Genomic DNA, 17,345 nt, shown 5'->3' on the forward strand with positions numbered 1-17,345 from the left:
GCGGTGATGAACCCAGTTCTCAGATTAACTGGCGTGTCGAAGCGTTATGGCGCGCTACAGGTGACCGACGACATCAGCTTCGCGGTCGAGCGCGGTGAGACGTACGGCATTCTCGGTCCGAACGGCGCCGGCAAGACCACGCTGTTCAACCTCGTCAGCGGCGACGTGCGGCCCGATCAGGGCAGCGTCGAATTCGACGGCGCTGATGTGAACCACTTGCCGCCGCATCGCCGATGCGCGGCGGGGATCGGCCGCTCGTATCAGGTGCCGCGACCGTTCGGTGGCATGACGGTATTCGAAAACCTGCTGGTCGGCGCCACCTTCGGCGGCGAACTGGCCGAGCACGCGGCCTACGACGTCTGCATGGATGTGCTCGAACGCACGGGCCTCAAAGCGCGCGCTAACCAGTTGGCCGGCACGCTGGGCCTGTTGGACCGCAAGCGCCTCGAACTGGCTCGCGCATTGGCCACGCAACCGCAGTTGTTGCTGCTGGACGAGATAGCAGGCGGCCTGACCGAACCCGAAACGCACGAACTCGTCGACGAGATTCGTCGCGTGAAAGAGGCGGGCGTGACGATCGTGTGGATCGAACACGTCGTGCATGCGTTGCTCGCGGTGGCCGACCGGCTGCTCGTCATCAACTTCGGCAAACGGCTCGCTGAAGGCCTGCCCGCCGCCGTGATGGACGACGCCGAAGTGCGGCGCGTGTACCTCGGACTGGAGGCATGACCATGTCGGCATTACTGGAGACTCGCGCGCTGAGCGCGTTTTACGGCGACTTCCAGGCGCTGTTCGGCATCGACGTGACGGTGGCGCCCGGAGAGGTGATCGCGCTGATCGGCTCGAACGGTGCAGGCAAGTCGACCTTTCTGAAATCGGTGGCGGGCCTGCTGCGCCCCCGTTCCTCCGGGCAGATCCTGTATCGCGGCGAGCCGATTGGCGGCGCGGCTGCGGCGAGCATTGTCGGCAAGGGCATTGCGCTGGTGCCGGAAGGGCGGCGTCTGTTTGCAAGCCTGAGCGTCGAGGAAAACCTGCTGCTTGGCGCATTTTCCAAACGCCCCGGCCGCTGGAACCTGCAAAGCGTCTACTCGCTGTTTCCGGCCTTGCGCGAGCGTTGTCATCATGCGGCCACCGCCTTGTCAGGTGGCCAGCAGCAGATGGTCGCGATCGGCCGCGCGCTGATGAGCAATCCCGATCTGCTGATGTGCGACGAACTTTCGCTCGGCCTCGCGCCGGTGATCGTGCGCGAGATCTATGCGGCGTTGCCCGCGATTGTCGCCGACGGCATGAGTGCGATCGTCGTCGAGCAGGACGTGCAACTCGCACGCCGCGTGTCGTCGCGTTTCTATTGCTTCCAGGAAGGACGCGTGTCGCTGGCGGGTGTGTCGGCCGAGGTGTCGGACGAGGCCATCACGCAGGCATATTTTGGAGCGGTCGCATGAACACGTTCATCAATATCGTCGTGCAAGGCGTGCTGCTCGGCGCGCTGTATGGGCTCTTCGCGATGGGGCAGTCGCTGGTGTTCGGCGTGATGCGGCTCACCAATACAGCGCACGGCGATTTCATCGTGCTGCTGGTGTTCGTGCTGTTCGCTCTGACGAGCTACGCGCATCTGCCGCTCGCCGTGTCGCTGGTTCTGCTGCTCGTGATTGCGTTTGGTGCGGGTTACGCGGTGCAGTACGTAATCCTCAACCGGGTGAGCAGCCGCGATCCGCTGCCTTCGCTGATCGTCACGTTCGGCTTGTCGATCGTGATCCAGAACGTATTGCAACAGGTGTTCTCCGCCGATCCGCGTTCGATCGCAACGGGCAGCTTCGAGTCGCAGAGCCTCACGCTAGTGGGCGGCATCACGCTGGGCTATCTGCCGCTCGTCACTTTGGTCGTCACCACCGCTTTGGCTTTCGCCATGCAGTGGCTGTTCGGCCGTACGCCACTTGGCCGCGCGTTTCGCGCCACCTCGGATGACCGCGAGATCGTGCAACTGATGGGCGTCTCCTATCGCCGCACCTATGCGCTCGCGATGGGCATTGCGTTCGTTCTGATCGCAGTCGCTGCCGCGCTGTATTCGATGCGCACCGCGGTGTCGCCGACCGATGGCCCGGCATTGCTGCTATACGCATTCGAAGCCGTGATCATCGGCGGGATGGGCTCGTTCTGGGGCACCTTCGTTGGCGGCATGGCGCTCGGTATTGCGCAGCAGGTGGGCTTTTACTTCGATCCCGGCTGGGGTATCTGGCTCGGTCACGTGGTGTTTCTCGGCGTGCTGGTGGCCCGGCCGCAGGGCTTGCTGCCCAAAACCGCATAGAGGCTCGACATGACGATGATGCATATGAACCGGCCCGCAGGGGGCTTCGAAGTGCGGCGCGCGACCCGCGCGAGCCGCGTAGCGATGATCGTGCTCCTGATCGTCGCGCTGGCGGTGGCGAGCGCGCCATGGTGGGCCGGGCGCGATGCGATGCGCGACTTCGTGCAGCTCGCGTCGTATCTGGTGTTCGCGTTGATGTGGAATCTGCTGGCGGGCTATGGCGGGATGGTGTCGATCGGGCAGCAGGCGTTCTTCGGCATCGGCGGCTATGGGATGCTGATTCTCGCCAACTACTGCGGGATCTCGCCGTTCGTCGCTGTGCCGATCGCGGCGGCAATCGCAACGGTCATCGCGATTCCGGTATCGATGGTGGCGTTCCGGCTGGAAGGCGGCTATTTCGCAATCGGCACGTGGGTGATCGCCGAAGTGTTCCGGCTGACGGTGGCGAACGTGTCGGTGCTCGGCGGCGGTTCGGGCACCAGTCTCACCGCGCTGCAGGACGTGCCGCGTGCGCTGCGTGAATCGCTGACGTTATGGCTTGCTTTGGCCATTGTCGCGGCGGCGATCGGTCTGCTGTATCTGTTTCTGCGTTCCAAAGCCGGTCTCGCATTGACCGCGATGCGCGACAACGCGGTGGCGGCCAGCAGTCAGGGTGTCGACGTGAAACGTGCACGGTTGCTCGTCTATCTGGTATCCGCGTGCGGTACAGCGTTGGCCGGTGGCCTGTATTTCGTCGGCAACCTGCGTATCTCGCCGGACGCGGCGTTCTCGGTGAACTGGACGGCGTTCGGCATTTTCATCGTGATGATCGGTGGCCTGGGCACGCTCGAAGGCCCGATTGTCGGCGCGCTGATTTTCTTCGTGCTGAACCAGTTTCTCTCCGACTTCGGCACCTGGTATCTGATCGGGCTCGGCGCGCTGGCGATCGTCGTGACGATGTTCTTTCCGCAAGGGCTGTGGGGTTTCGTATCGCGCCGCTACGGACTGCAATTGTTCCCCGTGGGACGCCGCGTTGTATTCGTCGACGCCGGCGCTTCACAGCAAGGTTCACAACAAGCTTCGCCGCACGATGCATCGACCGATTCCGTCGAAACGCCGTCGGCTCCCCATCGCGCATGAGGTCGACAATGAACGACGAAACCATTCATCCCTTGACGCAGAACGTGCTCAGGACGTTTGCCGATTGCACCGATCCGCGCATCAAGCAGATCATGACCGCGCTGGTCAAGCATCTGCATGCATTTGCCAGCGAGGTTGAACTGACCGGCGAGGAGTGGCGTCGCGGCATTGAATTCCTGACTGCGACCGGCAACAAGTGCAGCGGCATTCGCCAGGAGTTCATCCTGCTGTCGGACACGCTCGGCCTGTCGATCATGGTCGACGCGATCAATCACGAACGCGCCGGCGACACGACCGAGAGCAGCCTCCTCGGCCCGTTCTACCGCGAGGGAGCGAGAGATGAGCCCTTCGGCGCCAACATAGCGCGCACCGAAGGCGAGCCGACGCTCATCCACGGCCGTCTCGTCGACGAACGTGGTGCACCGGTGTCCGGCGCATTGATCGAGGTATGGGAAACGGCCAATAACGGCATGTACGAAGGCCAGGACCCCGATCAACCGGAGAGCAATCTGCGCGGCAAATTCCGTTCTGGACCGAACGGCGAATACGCATTCAGAACTATCAAACCGACCAGCTATCCGATTCCGACCGATGGTCCCGTCGGACAGATGTTGCTCGCGACCGGACGTCATCCGATGCGGCCCGCGCATATCCACTTCCTGATCGAGGCGCCCGGCTACGAGACGCTCACCACCGCGCTGTATTCCGCCGGTGACCCGTATGTCGACTCCGACGCGGTGTTTGGCGCGAAGCCGTCGCTCGTAATCGACTACGTGCCAAACGACAGCGCGTCGGCCGCGAGGGAGTGGGATTTGCCGAGCCCATTCTTCGAAGTCCAGCGCGACTTCGTGATGAGTCGACGACTCGCGTGAGGAGGGCACGTCATGAATGCGGCGAGTCCCGAACCCCATGCGGGCTTTCTGTGCGCGCTCGACGATATTCCGGACGGCGGCGCGCTGGAAATTGCCGCTGAGCAAGCCGGTGCACCTGGCATCGTCGTGGTGCGCCGAGGCGACGACGCCTGGGCTTACCGCAACGTCTGCCCGCACTTTTCGATTCCGCTGAACTACGAGCCGAACACGTTCTGGGCCTACGACGCCGAATTGCTGATGTGCGCGCATCACAGCGCGATGTTCCGGTTCGAAGACGGTCAGTGCATCGACGGTCCGTGTCAGGGGGCTGCGCTCACGCGCGTTGCCATTCGTATTGAGCAGCGAAACATATTTAACAACAACGGAAGGGGACAGACATGAAAAAGACGAAGACGAAGCGCTTTTCGATAGCAGGCTGCACGGTCGCTTTGATGGCGCCGGGTTTCGCAGGCGCGCAAAGCAGTGTGACACTGCAAGGCGTGATCGATGCGGGTGTCACGTATGTGAACAACCAGCACGGCGGCGCCGCGACGCTGTTCGACAGCGGCGTGCTGTCGCCGGATTTGCTGACTTTCAAAGGCAGTGAAGACCTGGGGGGCGGCAATAAGGCGATCTTCGAACTTACGTCGCAGTTCGATCTGGGCAGCGGCGCGACGATTCCGGGCGCAGGACAGCTTTTCAATCGCACAGCCCTGGTGGGACTCACCAATGATCGCTTCGGCTCGCTGACCTTCGGCAATCAGTATGACTTCATGTTCGAGACGCTGACGCTCGGACTGTATGACGGCGCGTTCCTGTTCGGTGGTATCTACGATTTTCGTCAGGGGCCGTTTACTGCGTTGGGCGTGCCAAACAATCCAACCGGCTCGTTCGACTTTGACCGCATGGCGGGTGCAACGCGTGTGGGGAACTCGGTCAAGTATCGCAGCCCGGATATCTCTGGCTTCACTCTCGGCGCTCTCTACGGCTTTGGTGGTGTGCCGGGTTCGTTTTCAGAAGACTCGACCATGAGCTTCGGTGCGAACTATGCGAACGGTCCGTTCGGCATCGGCGCGGCGTACGTCGAAGTGAAGTATCCGCAACTGGGCGACGGTCACGACGGTATCCGCAATTTCGGCGTGGGTGCGCACTATAACTTCGGCAGCGTGTTGGCCATGCTGCTGTACACCAACACGAAGAATACGGCGAGCGGCGCAAAGATCGACGTGTACAAGGGCAGCGCGGCGTGGACGATCTCCGGGGCGTGGACGCTCGGCCTCGACTATGCGTATATGAAAGGCAACGACGTGCTGCTGGACAACAAGGCGCAGCAGATCACCACGGCGCTGCAATACAGTTTCTCGAAGCGTACCACCGGCTACGTCGAAGCGATGTATCAGCGCGCGGGTGGCGATGCGGCGGTGACGCGAGCATGGATCAACGGCTTGCTACAACCGGACGGTGCGGCGAGCAACCGGTCGCAGACGCTTGCGCGCATTGGCTTGCGCACCAGTTTCTGAGGATGCGACCGGTGCTGTTCAAGCAGAGTTGTCATGCGGTTTCTGCGAAGCTTGCCAACGCTGCTATCAGAACAACTGTCTCTGCCCCGATACCAAAGTCGTAAAGTCATCGCGCAATAGCGGCAGTATCGCGTCGGCGACCGGTTGCAACTGCCGTGTCAGATAGTGTTCGTAGTCGATCGCCGAGCGCAATGTTTCGAGCGGTTCCGGTCCGGCGGTTGTCATCACGTAGCTGATCCAGCCGCCGTCCTGGTATTGCAGCGGGCGCCCCTGTTGCCGGTTGAACTCATCCGCCACACGGGCTGCGCGCACGTGCGGCGGCACGTTGCGCTCGTAGTCGCCGAGCGAGCGGCGCAGCCGCTTGCGATACACGAGTTGATCGTCCAGTTTTCCTGCCAACGTATCGCGCACGTAGTCACGCACATAGTCCTGATACGGTTGTTGCCTGAATATTCGCCCATAAAGCTCCTGCTGAAACTGCTGGGCGAGCGGCGTCCAATCGGTCCGCACCGTTTCGAGCCCCTTGTAGACGATGTCTTCGCTGCCGTCCGGCAAAAGAGTCAGCCCAGCATAGCGTTTCTTGCTGCCTTCTTCGGCGCCGCGAATCGTCGGCATGAAGAAGCGCTTGTAGTGCCGCTCGAATTGCAACTCGAGTGCGCTCTCGAGACCGAAACGTTCTTGCAGATTCTGCCGCCACTGCGCGTTGATATGTTCCACAAGCGCCCGGCCGATGCGACTCGCTTCTTCTTCACTGTGCGCGTGCTTCAACCACACGAAGGTCGAATCCGTGTCGCCGTAAATAACCTCGTAGCCTTGCGCCTGAATGAGCTCACGCGTGGTGTGCATGATTTCGTGGCCGCGCATGGTGATCGACGACGCGAGACGTGGGTCGAAGAATCGGCAGCCGGTGGATCCGAGCACGCCGTAGAAGGCGTTCATGATGATCTTCAACGCCTGCGAAAGCGGCTTGTTGTGCTCGCGCTTGGCGGTTTCGCGCCCCTGCCACACCTGGCCGACAATCGACGGCAAACAATGGCGGGTGCGCGAGAAGCGTGCGCCGAGAAAACCCGGTACCGATTGATCGTCGCCGGGATTCAGCATGCCTTCCACGAGACCCACCGGGTCGATCAGAAACGTGCGGATGATCGACGGGTACAGGCTCTTGTAGTCGAGCACCAGGACGGAGTCATAGAGGCCGGGCCGTGAATCCATCACGAAGCCACCGGGGCTCGCGGCGCCGGCCACGTCACCGAGATTCGGCGCGACGTAGCCTTGCCGATGCATCCGCGGCATATACAGATGCGTGAACGCCGCGACCGATCCGCCGCTTCGATCCGCAGGCAGGCCGGTGACCGTCGCGCGTTCCAGCAGAAACGGCAGCAACTCGGTTTTAGCAAAGATACGCGTGACCAGCTCGCAGTCTTTCAGGTTGTACCGCGCGAGTGCAGGCTTGTCCTCATCGAAGCGACGCTGGATTTCATCCATGCGCTGATACGGATTGTCGATCGACTTGCCTTCGCCCAACACCGTGCGCGAAACATATTCGAGGCTGAACGAAGGGAAGCTCCACGTGGCGGAGCGCAGCGCTTCGATACCGTCGATGATCAATCGTCCTGCAGCGCCCGCGAAGAAATGGTTCTGTTTGTGGCCGTGCTCGCGCCATTCCATGACGGCGCCACCACGGCCGAGCCGTAGCGGCACGCGATATTGTTCGGCGTGCTGCTGCAGCACACGCAAATCGAACTGCACGAGGTTCCAACCGATGATCGCGTCGGGGTCGTGCCGTTCCAGCCACGCGTTCAGTTTTTCGAGCAAATGTGCGCGGGTTTCGCAGTATTCGAGGTCGAAGTCGACACCGCTGGCATCGCCGTTCGGCGGCCCCAGCATATAGACCTGACGCTGCCCGCAACCTTCGAGTGCGATCGAATAGAGTTCGGCATGCGCGCTGGTTTCGATATCGAGCGACACCAGCTTCAATGACGGGCGGTAGTTCGTGGCCGGCTTCAATTCGCCGTTCAGAAGCGGGCCGCCATGCTGTGCGTCGCCAGCGAACCACACCGGCGCGGTAATGAAGCGCTCCATCATGTAGCGCTCGGGCGGGAAGATGTCGGCTTCGTAGACATCGACGCCGCCTTGTTTCAGGCGTTTCTCGAAGCCCGTCAATTGCCGGTACTGCGGGCAGTAAAGCCCCATCACCGGACGATGCTGGAAGTCGCACAGTTCGAGCGGGCGCAGATCGAGGGGCGCTTCGCGGCGCAGGATGGTTTCCGCCCGCTCGCGGTGGTCGGCCGGAATAAATGCCACCGAAGGCTGGAGACGCAGGCGCACGTGACGGGGCCCGCCGTCCGTTGCCAGCCAGAAATCCACCTCCGTGCCGGCGGGCGTATCCCGCCAGTGTCGGGTCAAAATGAAACCCTGTTCAAGCTCAGTCAAACTTCCACCTCTAAACGGGCGTCATCGCCTGGCTCGATTTTACCGTTATGCGCTTTGGGCCGCGCCCCCCGCCGTTTTCGTGGCGGCGACGGGTGGTCGTTTCGTTCGCGCGACACGTCTGGATGCAGACCCGCCGCGTAGTCTGTATCATCGTTTTGCAGCGATTCCTTCGGCGCAGGCCATGCGCCGGTCAAGTCTACTAAGAACGGAGTGAGCGATATGACGTTGAGCAAACTTGTTGTCGTGGTCGCGGTAGCTGCAACCAGCTTTGGTGCACAGGCGCAAGTCGCCGGCACGCAACCCTTGAGCGTCACGGTCGAACAGTCCAATGCGCTGCTGAGCGGCTGGAGCGTGAAGAAGAGCATTCTCGGCAAGGCGGTCTATAACGACCAGAACGAGAAGATCGGTTCGATCCGCGATCTGGTGGTCGCTCCCGACGGCTCGCTGTCCGCCGCCATCGTCTCCGCCGGCGGTTTTCTCGGCGTGGCATCGCATGACGTAGCGGTGCCGATCGCTGCGCTGGATATTCGCGGCGGGAATTTCTATCTGGCCGGTGCGACCAAGGATGCCTTGAAGGCGACGCCCGAGTTTCAGTACAACAAGGTTCAGGCGCCGCCGAAGCCTAAAAAGCTGACCGGCCAGTAATGCGTCAAGCCGGCGGATTCGCCGGCTGAATCACGCTTCCAATGCGAGCGTGGCGAACGTGCCCAGCCAGTGTTCGCCCATATAGTCGCCCGCCACATGCGGCAGGGCGCTTAGAAGATGCCGCTCGGCCGAATCGAACAATGCCGTCCGGCGCACGTCGCCAGCCGGCAGTGCGCGCGCCAGCGACCGCTGGCACCATGCGCGGCTCAGATTCAGGCCATCCAGGTGGGCGATCTTGCCGTCGGTACGGTCGGTCACGGTGACGGGTTCGAACAGCGTGGCGGGCTTCTTCGCGCCGAGATCGGGCAGGAAGCGCCTGAACCATTCAACGAATTGCGCAGGCGGCAACACGCGGCGCATCAATTCCGCTTCCATCAGCGAAGGCGACAAAAACTCGTCGCCGGCGGGCTCCCATGCCTGACAGGCGACATCGTTCAGGAACCATCGCTCCGCCGTATTCACCAGCAGCGCCTCCAGCGATTCACGCGAAGTCTGCCGCGCGAAATCGAGCGTGAGCGCAAGTGCGAATGCCATATTGAAGTGCGTGCCGACCCGCAACGGGTAGGTCGCTTTCGGCAGAAATTCCTCGAAGCGGCTCACAAAGGTCGCGGTAAGCGGCGCAAAGATCCTGGACCAGCGCGCGGCGTCCGACAACTTCAGCGAATGAAGTTGTGCGCTCAGCGCGAGCAGCCATGCCCATCCATACGGACGCTCGAAACCGCGATTGTGCGGCAGGTCGAGATACGCAAGCTCACCGGCCACATTCGCTTCGGTGAAATGCTCGTCGACCACCGCGACGATGCGCGCTGCTTCAGGTAGATCGGGAAAGCGGTCGAGCAGATGCAGGATCAGCCAGTAGCCGTGCACGCATGAATGCCAGTCGTAGCTGCCGTAAAAGATCGGATGCAATGCGCGCGGACCTTGCACGTCTTGCGGACCGGCGAGCGAGTGGGTCAGCTTGTTCGGATACTCGCGCGTGAGGTGGGCGAGCGCGAGATTGGCGAATCGGGACGCGAATTCGGGCGTGAGCTGGACAGTCATCGGCGCCTCCTCAAAAGCGGAATGCAATAGGTACGACAGTATGATATTGACGACCGACAATAGTAAAGCAGCCGGTCGCGGCGCCCGGATCAGGCCGTTCTGGCCTTTCAGTTCCAGCAACGCGACCGGCACGATATTGAAGTTCGGCGCTATTCGCGCCGTCAAAGTGCCGCAGAAGCCGCACAGTATGCAGATCTATCCAGAAAATGAATACAGGCCATTCCAACATTTAATTTGTGGATGTGTCGGGGGTCCGATATGGTTCTACGATCCATTCCACAGGACCACGCGGCGCAACGAACGCAACCCGATCAGGGCGCGCTGGATGAGTGCTTGAGTCCTGATTTGCAGAGGCCAGAACCATGTTCGACCGCGTATTCGTCAATGCCGTAGACGCCGACGGCAACCCGCTCAATCTCGCCGTGCGTGAGGGGTGCTTTGCCGCCATCGGTCCGGAACGTCCCGCGATCGACGGCGCGGAAGTCGTCGATCTGGCCGGGCAGCTGGTGTTGCCCGGGTTCGTCGACGGACATATTCACCTCGATAAAAGCTTCGTTGGCGATCGCTGGCGTCCTCATCGTCATGTCACAAGCCTGCGTGAGCGTCTCGCTATCGAAAAGCAGGAACTGGCAAGCGCCGCGCCTATTGTCGAGCGCGCCGACGCGCTGATCCGCCAGGCTGCATCGTTCGGCACCATTGCGATGCGAAGCCATGTCGACGTCGACGCGACGACGGGCCTGACCAACCTGCATGCCGTGATGGAAGCGCGCGAGAAATGGCGTGGTGTGGTGGATATCGAACTCGTTGCGTTCCCGCAGGCGGGCGTCGTGTCGTGTCCGGGCACAGCGGAGGTGCTCGATGCGGCCGCCCGTGAAGGCGCGCAGGTGGTGGGCGGAATCGACCCGACAACGCTGGATGGCGACGCTGATGGCCAGCTCGATATTGTGTTCGGCATTGCTGAAAAGCGCGGCGTGAAAATCGATATTCACCTCCATGAGCCGGAGCAGCAGGGGATCGATCAACTGCACCGCATTGCCGCGCGTACCCTTGCATCGGGGTTGAACGGACGGGTGTCGGTGAGCCACGCCTACGGGCTCGGCGACGTCGCACCCGAGGTGGTGGATCGTGTCGCCGCCGCGCTTGCGGAAGCTGGTGTATCGATCATGACGAATGCGCCGGGCGATCGTTCGTTCCCGCCGATCCTGCAACTGCGCGCAGCCGGTGTGCGCGTGTTCACCGGTAACGACAACATTCAGGACGCGTGGTGGCCGTATGGCAACGGCGACATGTTGCAACGAGCCATGCTTGTTGGTTATCGCTCCGGCTTTTATACGGATGAAGAACTGAGCGTTGCGCTGCACATGGCAACGGAAGCGGGCGCTGCCGTGGTGGGGAAGAGCGGCTACGGATTGAAGGTCGGCAATGAGGCGACCTTCGTCGTCGTGAAAGCGCCGAACGCTGCTGCTGCCGTTGCTGCGGTGCCGGCCGATCGGGCTATCGTCAGAAGCGGGCAATTCTGGGGCGATTCGTCCCGCTTGCTGTTCAAGGTCACGACGGCAGGCTTGGGCTCTGCCACCTGAGGTTGAGGTTGTTGTCCGGCACCGAGCCGGTGCTTAGCGCCTAGCGCGGCCTGCGCGGCCTGCGTCGCCACAAGCCGCGCCAACCTCAATAATGACTACGTCGCCACAGCGTTGGCGGCGCTTCCAGCAGATGACGCAGCCCTGCGTGGTCGAACGCACGATCGGCAGCCGCCTGCACGCGCTCAAGGATGTCCCCTTCATCGACCGACAGCACCCGGTAGTCCTCCATCAGGACTTTGCCGCCGACCATCGTCATGCACACGTCGCCGGCATTCGCGAAGCAGGTGACGCGATGAACGGGCATATTCATCGGCATAAGGTGCGGCTTGAACAGGTCGACCAGAATGATGTCGGCCTGCTTGCCGACTTCGAGCGAGCCGAGCTCGTGGTCGATCGACAACGCCTTGGCGGCGTCGATCGTGACCATTTCGAGCACCTTGCCGTGCGGCAGGACATCCGGGTCGCGAAAATGACGGCGGTGGTAATGCATGCATTGCCACATGTGGCGGAACATGTCGTAGCCCCGGTCGGGCGCCGCGCCATCCGAGCCGATTGCCACCGTCACGCCGGCATCGATCAGTTCCGGCACCGGGCAACGTCCGATGATCGACATGATCGCGCTCGGGTTGTGCACGATCGAAGCGCCGGTCTCGACGCACGCCGCAATGTCCTCGGGAGTGAGATCGATGGCGTGCGACATGAACGACTTCGCGTTCAGCAGTCCCAGCTCGCGATGCGCGAAATCGAGCGAACCGGCGCGATGTCCGTCCTGCGTCAGGCTTAGATCACGTTCGTGGGCCAACGCTGTGTAGCGCTCGGCCTGAAGGCGGAAGCTGGGTTCGTGTGCAGCGTGTTCGGGATAGTGCTGCGGGGCGTAGACAGGCAGCGTCAGCGCAATCTGGATGCGGCCGTTGGCATCGCCATGGCATGCGTCGATGATCTCTTTGCAAACCTCATACATCTGCGCGAAATCGACCTCGCGCGTCACGTTGCCATTCGCGCCGTGCCGGGTGTAAGCGCGCGGTTCGGGTGGCCGCGACGGACCAACCGCGACGATCGAGCGGGTGCCCGTTCTGACCACCGCGTCGCAATGACGCCGCGCATACACGGGGTCGTCGACGCGCATGATCGAGTCGCCGCCGCCGAGCAGCGATACGCCCGTCGTCACGCCCGCCTTGAGGCGCTCCAGCGCTGCAAGATGCGATTCCATTTCCCAGAACGTTTCGTCCGAGGCGCGCGTATAGATCGCCTCGCACGCCGCCGACCAGGCATCGCCGTTTGCGCCGCCGATCGTCCTGAGCATCGCGTGCCCGGCATGGGCGTGTGCATCGATCAGGCCTGGCAGCACCGCTTTGCGGCGTGCGTCGATTACTCGGTCTGCCTGGTATTGCTGCGCAAGCTCGCTTGTCTCGCCGACGGCGACGATGCGGTCCCCCTTGATGGCCACTGCGCCATCTTCGATGACGCGGCGTGCGGAATCGATTGTGATCACGCAGCCGTGCTCGATCAGGATGTCGACCTGTTGCTTATCGTTCATATGCCAATTCTTCTTGTGTCTTGTGAGGTGTTCACGCGCGGTCACACGGCGTCGACCAGCTCGCCGTTGCGCACGACGATGTGTCCGTTTGCGATGACCAGCTTGCGCTTTGGCCGGGCAACCACGGCATGCGCGACGCACTCGGCATCGACCAGCACGAGGTCGGCGCGTGCACCGACACGCAGGCCATAGTCGGCGAAACCGCAACCTCGAGCGGCAGCGTCGCTCACGCAGTCGAAGGCAATCGCGAGGTCGTCGTCGCGCCGCAAGTCGTAGCGCATGCCGATCAGCATCGCGCGCTCTAGCATGTCCGGTACGCCATATGGCGACCAGGTGTCGCGAATGCCATCGTTGCCACCGAAGATCGTGATGCCTTTGTCCCTGCAGACCTTGAGCGGCGGAACGGGGCGAGATGGCGGCGCGCTGGTCAGAAGCGCTACACGTAAATACGAAATCCGTTCGAGCAGCGCGTCGCGTTCACGTTCCGGTAATGCGCCGAGGCAAAATGCGTGGCTGACGACGACTTGCCCCTGCATGCCCATCGCGGCAACGCGATCGAGCAGCAGTTTCAGCGTGAACGCGCCGACTTCACCGGGTTCGTGCAGATGGATATCGATCGGCTTGCGATAGCGCTCCGCCAACTCGAAGGTCGCGTTCAACGATGCAACGGGATCGCCGTCGATCAACGCAGGATCGAGCGCGCCGAGTACGTCGGCGCCTGCGGCGAGTGCGCTGCCGAGCAGTTCGACCGTGCCGGGACGGATCAACATGCCCGATTGCGGAAACGCCACGATCTGCATGTCCAGCACATCGCGCATCGTCTGCCGCGTGCTGAGCACGCCTTCGACATAGCGCAGCCCCGCGTCGGTATCCACGTCGACATGGGTACGCAGGCGTGTCGTACCTGCCCGCACGAATGCTCGCGACAGCGCGAGCGACTGGCTGGCCGCATCGTGTCCCGACGTCTTGCGCCATTCGCGCTCGTTGCTGATCCGGTCGGTTAGTGCGGGTCCGACCTCGTTGCGATACCACGAGCGGCCCCAGTGGCTTTTGTCGATGTGCGTGTGCCCTTCGACGAAACCCGGCAGCAGCAACGCGCCGCCGCCGTCTTCGGCCAGCACGCCGGGTTGTGCTTCGACATGCGGACCGAGCGCCGCGATGCGGCCGTCGGCGATGACTATGGAAACCGCCTGGCCGTCAGCCAGCCGGACGTTGGAGAGAAGAATGGAGCGAGTCATGGTGGTCATGCCGATTCGACGGAGGTGGCGATACGGGTCCGCAGCGCGCGCTGCGCGGCGCTGATCGCGATGAACACCACGGCATTGGTGAACAGCGCGACGAGGCCCGTGTTGATGGAGGTGAAGGCGATCGGCGCGGCCGGGAAAACAGTGGCCAGCGTCATGCCGCGCCAGTTCGCCAGCGCCAGCACGATCGCACCCGCGAAGATGCCGCCGAACGCTGCTTCCCGGGTGCCGAATGGGCGCTTCAGGAAACTCGAGGCGAGCATGGGTACGAGTTGCGTCAAGAGGCTCGACGAGAAGATTGCGAGAGCAACGAAGTTCGACCCGCCACGCAGAACAAAGTAGACGACAACCAGCGTGAACAGCGGCAGCGCGATACGTGCGACGCGCCCGACTTGCCGGTCGCTCGCCTGCGGCGCGAAGCCTTCGCGATAGATGTTGCGGGCAATCATCGTCGACGCATTGAGCATGATCAGCGAGCCTGGCACCAATGCCGTCAGCAGACCGGCGCCGCCGACGATCCCGACGAACCACGACGGGAAAGTCTGCTTCACGAGCCGCAGCAGCGCGAGATCGGTTTGCGCGCCTTCGAGCCCATGCACGGTCAGCACCGCGGCGAAACCGACGAGAAACAGGAACGCGATCAACACCTGGTAGATCGGCATCAGCATGGTGTTCTTGCGCAGCGCCGACGCATCGCGTGCCACGTAGACGGCGGTGAAACCATGAGGATACAAGTAGTAGCCCAGCGATGTCAGCAGCAGTGTCGAGTTGTACCAGCTCAGATTGAAACCGTGCTCCGGCATGCGCAGCAGTTCCGGATGGACGGCGTCGATGCGCGCGAACATCTCGCCAAAGCCGCCGAAGTAGTGCAGCGGCAAATAGGTGCCGAGAAAAATCGCGAGGCCGAGGATCAGCACATCCTTGAAGATCGCAATGCTGGCCGAACCGTGGATGCCGGAGACGCTCATGTACAGGACCATCAGCGTCGCGCTGATCCAGATGGCTGTTTCCTGCGAGATCAAGCCATACGACATCTCGGAGACGATAATGCCGAGACCGCGTAACTGGATGATCAGCAGCGACACCATCGCGAAGACAGCCACCACCGACACCGGCACGCCGATCGCGCGGCTGTCGTATTTCGAAGCGAAATAATCGGCGAACGACACGAGGCCGCGTTCCTTCGCATAACGCCAGATGGCGGGCAGCATCCAGTAACCGAACACGTACGCGAGGCAGCCGTACGACAGGATATAGAACGCCGGCACGCCCTTGCTGTAGGTCCAGCCGCTCGCGCCGAGAAACGAGAAGGTCGAGAACGCCTCACCCGCCATCAGCAGGAAGGTGAGAAGCGACCCGAAACCGCGCCCGCCGACGGCCCATTGTTCCAGGCTGAACGTCTTGCCGCGCCGCGCGTACAGGCCGACCGCCAGCGCGAAGAGGGCAAACAGAACGATGATGACGAGGGCCGGGTTCATTGCCCACCTCCCGTCTGTTCGGCCGCGCGCGCCGCTTCGTCGCGCGTGTCGAGGCAATAGATGATGGCGAGGATGGCGGCCGTTGCAGCCATCCAGAACAGGTTCCAGACGAGCAGAAACGGCAGGCCGAACAGGAGCGGCGTACCGGCGGCGAGAGAGCCGCCCGAATAGATGCCGATGAATGGCAGCGTGGCAAGCAGAAAGCGAAGTTTCATAGGGTCCTTCCCGAGGTGTCTTGCGTGTCCTGTCAGAACTTCTGACGCAGGCCGGCGACGAACGCCAGTTGTGAAGTCGTCGACGATGGCGCTGCGATGCCGTCGATCCACGCATGACCGATGCGCGACGAGGCGTTCTGGTAGAGGCCGTTCACATACACGTCGGTGCGTTTGGACAGGAGGTACTGGAGACCGGCCGAGGCCTGGTGATAGTGTCCGCTGGCGTCGCCTTGTGACACCTGTGTGTAGGTGTAACCGGCGGCCGCGATCAGTGCGGGCGTCAGCGCGTAGCGTAGGCTTCCTTCGTAGTTGCCGAAGCGCAGGGCGCCACCGGCCGCCATGTTGAAGTCCGTGCCCGTGTAGAGCAGCCCCAGCGTGGCGGGCCCGATGGCGTAGGTCGCACCGGCGCCCCAGATCTGTTGACGCGTCGCGGCGCCGAGATGTGTGCCGAATACGGCGGCCGAAGGCGCAAAGTAATTGTCGGATGCGACCGCGCCTGCCGCGCTGCTGGCGGGCTGGTTCATACGCGCGTACGCGGCACCGGCATTGAGCGGGCCGTGCGTGTACGACACACCCGCGCTCCAGCTATTGTTCGCGGCGAAGCCGGTTGCGTTCGAAAAGCCGTACATCAGGTTGGTTTGCAAGCCGGCGATGGTCGGCGAGACGTATTTGACCGCGTTGTTGGTGCGGAACGTATTGTTGATGTCGTCGTTGTCGAACGGGTGGGTCGAATACTGGACCAGCGTGTTGCTGATCTGAATTGATCCAAGGATGTCCTGAACGGTGTTGTACTGGCGGCCTAAGGTCAGCGCGCCCATCTTGTCGCTGCTCATGCCGACCCATGCCTGCCGGCCGAACATCCGGCCGCCCTGGCCGGCCGCGCCGTTTTCGAGGTTGAAACCGTTTTCCAGCCGGAAGTTCGCCTTCAGCCCGCCACCCAGATCTTCCGTTCCGAGCATCCCCCAGCGCGGCCCGGATTCGTTGCCGGCCGTCGCCTGCCATGCCGAATGGCCTTGCTGGTTGTTCGTGTAGGTCACGCCCGAATCGACGATTCCGTACAGCGTGACACTGGACTGCGCGCCTGCTGTGCCCACTAGCATCATGCCTGCGCCGATGCCTACGAGTGACTTCCTCCAACTTTTCTTCAACTGCGTTTGCTGCATGCCTGTCTCCGGGTATGTGTCTCGTTGTGGTGTTTTTTTCTGCCGGCATGGCGGCGTCGTGCCGCGTTTCGCTCACATTCGAGTTTTTTGTCTGATGTCGACGCTAAGTAGCTGGCCGTCGAGTGGCCACCGCTTCGACATCGCTTGATGTTATCCACGTCGCCCAATATTCAAAAATTAAATGTTCAAATGCATATCAGTGCAAAATCGAATA

At 62.2% G+C, this 17,345-nt stretch carries 16 protein-coding genes and 1 pseudogene; 9 read left to right on the forward strand and 8 right to left on the reverse strand.

Annotation, left to right across the window (positions count from 1 at the left end; genetic code table 11):
- The first annotated feature begins 6 nt into the window (after window positions 1-6).
- From PQQ86_RS27075 to PQQ86_RS27105, 7 genes are read left to right on the forward strand one after another with little or no spacing between them, the layout of a single operon-like run.
- A complete protein-coding gene (locus tag PQQ86_RS27075; protein ID WP_408273922.1) occupies window positions 7-729 on the forward strand; it encodes an ABC transporter ATP-binding protein in 723 nt (240 codons plus the stop codon).
- A 2-nt stretch (window positions 730-731) separates the two neighbouring features.
- A complete protein-coding gene (locus PQQ86_RS27080) occupies window positions 732-1,442 on the forward strand; it encodes an ABC transporter ATP-binding protein (protein ID WP_408273925.1) in 711 nt (236 codons plus the stop codon).
- Window positions 1,439-2,305 carry a branched-chain amino acid ABC transporter permease gene (locus tag PQQ86_RS27085; RefSeq protein ID WP_408273928.1) on the forward strand — a complete coding sequence of 289 codons (867 nt, stop codon included), beginning with the start codon at window positions 1,439-1,441 and terminating at the stop codon, window positions 2,303-2,305. The genes PQQ86_RS27080 and PQQ86_RS27085 overlap by 4 nt, the downstream gene beginning before the upstream one ends.
- Window positions 2,306-2,314: 9 nt before the next feature.
- On the forward strand, window positions 2,315-3,424 hold the full coding sequence (locus PQQ86_RS27090) for a branched-chain amino acid ABC transporter permease (protein WP_408273931.1): 1,110 nt from the start codon (window positions 2,315-2,317) through the stop codon (window positions 3,422-3,424).
- Entirely contained in the window at window positions 3,421-4,296 is an 876-nt protein-coding gene (locus tag PQQ86_RS27095; RefSeq protein ID WP_408273934.1) for an intradiol ring-cleavage dioxygenase, read from the forward strand. Before PQQ86_RS27090 ends, PQQ86_RS27095 begins: the two co-directional genes overlap by 4 nt.
- Before the next feature lie 12 nt (window positions 4,297-4,308).
- A complete protein-coding gene (locus tag PQQ86_RS27100; protein ID WP_408273937.1) occupies window positions 4,309-4,677 on the forward strand; it encodes a Rieske (2Fe-2S) protein in 369 nt (122 codons plus the stop codon).
- Complete coding sequence (locus PQQ86_RS27105) at window positions 4,674-5,795, forward strand: porin (protein ID WP_408273940.1); 1,122 nt, start codon at window positions 4,674-4,676, stop codon at window positions 5,793-5,795. The genes PQQ86_RS27100 and PQQ86_RS27105 overlap by 4 nt, the downstream gene beginning before the upstream one ends.
- Before the next feature lie 66 nt (window positions 5,796-5,861).
- On the opposite strand, the gene PQQ86_RS27110 is transcribed toward PQQ86_RS27105, so the two are convergent.
- The gene (locus PQQ86_RS27110) at window positions 5,862-8,228 is read right to left on the reverse strand and encodes a DNA polymerase II (RefSeq protein WP_408273943.1); all 2,367 of its coding nucleotides are present in this window, start codon (window positions 8,226-8,228) and stop codon (window positions 5,862-5,864) included.
- 219 nt (window positions 8,229-8,447) lie between these two features.
- Here PQQ86_RS27110 and PQQ86_RS27115 point away from each other — a divergent pair, with 219 nt between their 5' ends.
- Entirely contained in the window at window positions 8,448-8,873 is a 426-nt protein-coding gene (locus PQQ86_RS27115; RefSeq protein WP_054041262.1) for a PRC-barrel domain-containing protein, read from the forward strand.
- Between the two features lie 30 nt (window positions 8,874-8,903).
- Here PQQ86_RS27115 and PQQ86_RS27120 read toward each other — a convergent pair whose 3' ends face one another.
- Both PQQ86_RS27120 and PQQ86_RS27125 read right to left on the reverse strand, forming a co-directional pair.
- On the reverse strand, window positions 8,904-9,914 hold the full coding sequence (locus PQQ86_RS27120) for a DUF2891 domain-containing protein (RefSeq protein WP_408273946.1): 1,011 nt from the start codon (window positions 9,912-9,914) through the stop codon (window positions 8,904-8,906).
- Between the two features lie 36 nt (window positions 9,915-9,950).
- Window positions 9,951-10,109 (reverse strand): annotated as a pseudogene (locus tag PQQ86_RS27125) (5-oxoproline transporter, DUF979 family subunit); the annotation flags it as partial.
- A 167-nt stretch (window positions 10,110-10,276) separates the two neighbouring features.
- Here PQQ86_RS27125 and PQQ86_RS27130 point away from each other — a divergent pair.
- Window positions 10,277-11,494, forward strand: a complete 1,218-nt coding sequence (locus tag PQQ86_RS27130) for an amidohydrolase family protein (RefSeq protein WP_408273949.1) — start codon at window positions 10,277-10,279, stop codon at window positions 11,492-11,494.
- An 85-nt stretch (window positions 11,495-11,579) separates the two neighbouring features.
- On the opposite strand, the gene PQQ86_RS27135 is transcribed toward PQQ86_RS27130, so the two are convergent.
- The 5 genes from PQQ86_RS27135 to PQQ86_RS27155 are packed head-to-tail and all read right to left on the reverse strand — an operon-like array spanning window position 11,580 to window position 17,131.
- Window positions 11,580-13,031 (reverse strand): amidohydrolase family protein, encoded by a 1,452-nt coding sequence (locus PQQ86_RS27135; protein ID WP_408273952.1) that lies wholly within the window; start codon window positions 13,029-13,031, stop codon window positions 11,580-11,582.
- Window positions 13,032-13,072: 41 nt separating this feature from the next.
- Window positions 13,073-14,269 carry an amidohydrolase family protein gene (locus tag PQQ86_RS27140; RefSeq protein WP_408279370.1) on the reverse strand — a complete coding sequence of 399 codons (1,197 nt, stop codon included), beginning with the start codon at window positions 14,267-14,269 and terminating at the stop codon, window positions 13,073-13,075.
- 5 nt (window positions 14,270-14,274) lie between these two features.
- Window positions 14,275-15,753 carry a sodium:solute symporter family protein gene (locus PQQ86_RS27145; protein ID WP_408273955.1) on the reverse strand — a complete coding sequence of 493 codons (1,479 nt, stop codon included), beginning with the start codon at window positions 15,751-15,753 and terminating at the stop codon, window positions 14,275-14,277.
- The gene (locus tag PQQ86_RS27150; protein WP_408273957.1) at window positions 15,750-15,968 is read right to left on the reverse strand and encodes a DUF3311 domain-containing protein; all 219 of its coding nucleotides are present in this window, start codon (window positions 15,966-15,968) and stop codon (window positions 15,750-15,752) included. Before PQQ86_RS27150 ends, PQQ86_RS27145 begins: the two co-directional genes overlap by 4 nt.
- Before the next feature lie 32 nt (window positions 15,969-16,000).
- Complete coding sequence (locus PQQ86_RS27155) at window positions 16,001-17,131, reverse strand: porin (RefSeq protein ID WP_408273959.1); 1,131 nt, start codon at window positions 17,129-17,131, stop codon at window positions 16,001-16,003.
- Window positions 17,132-17,345 lie beyond the last annotated feature (214 nt).

The organism is Paraburkholderia sediminicola (genome assembly GCF_046026675.1).
Taxonomy (GTDB): domain Bacteria; phylum Pseudomonadota; class Gammaproteobacteria; order Burkholderiales; family Burkholderiaceae; genus Paraburkholderia; species Paraburkholderia sediminicola_F.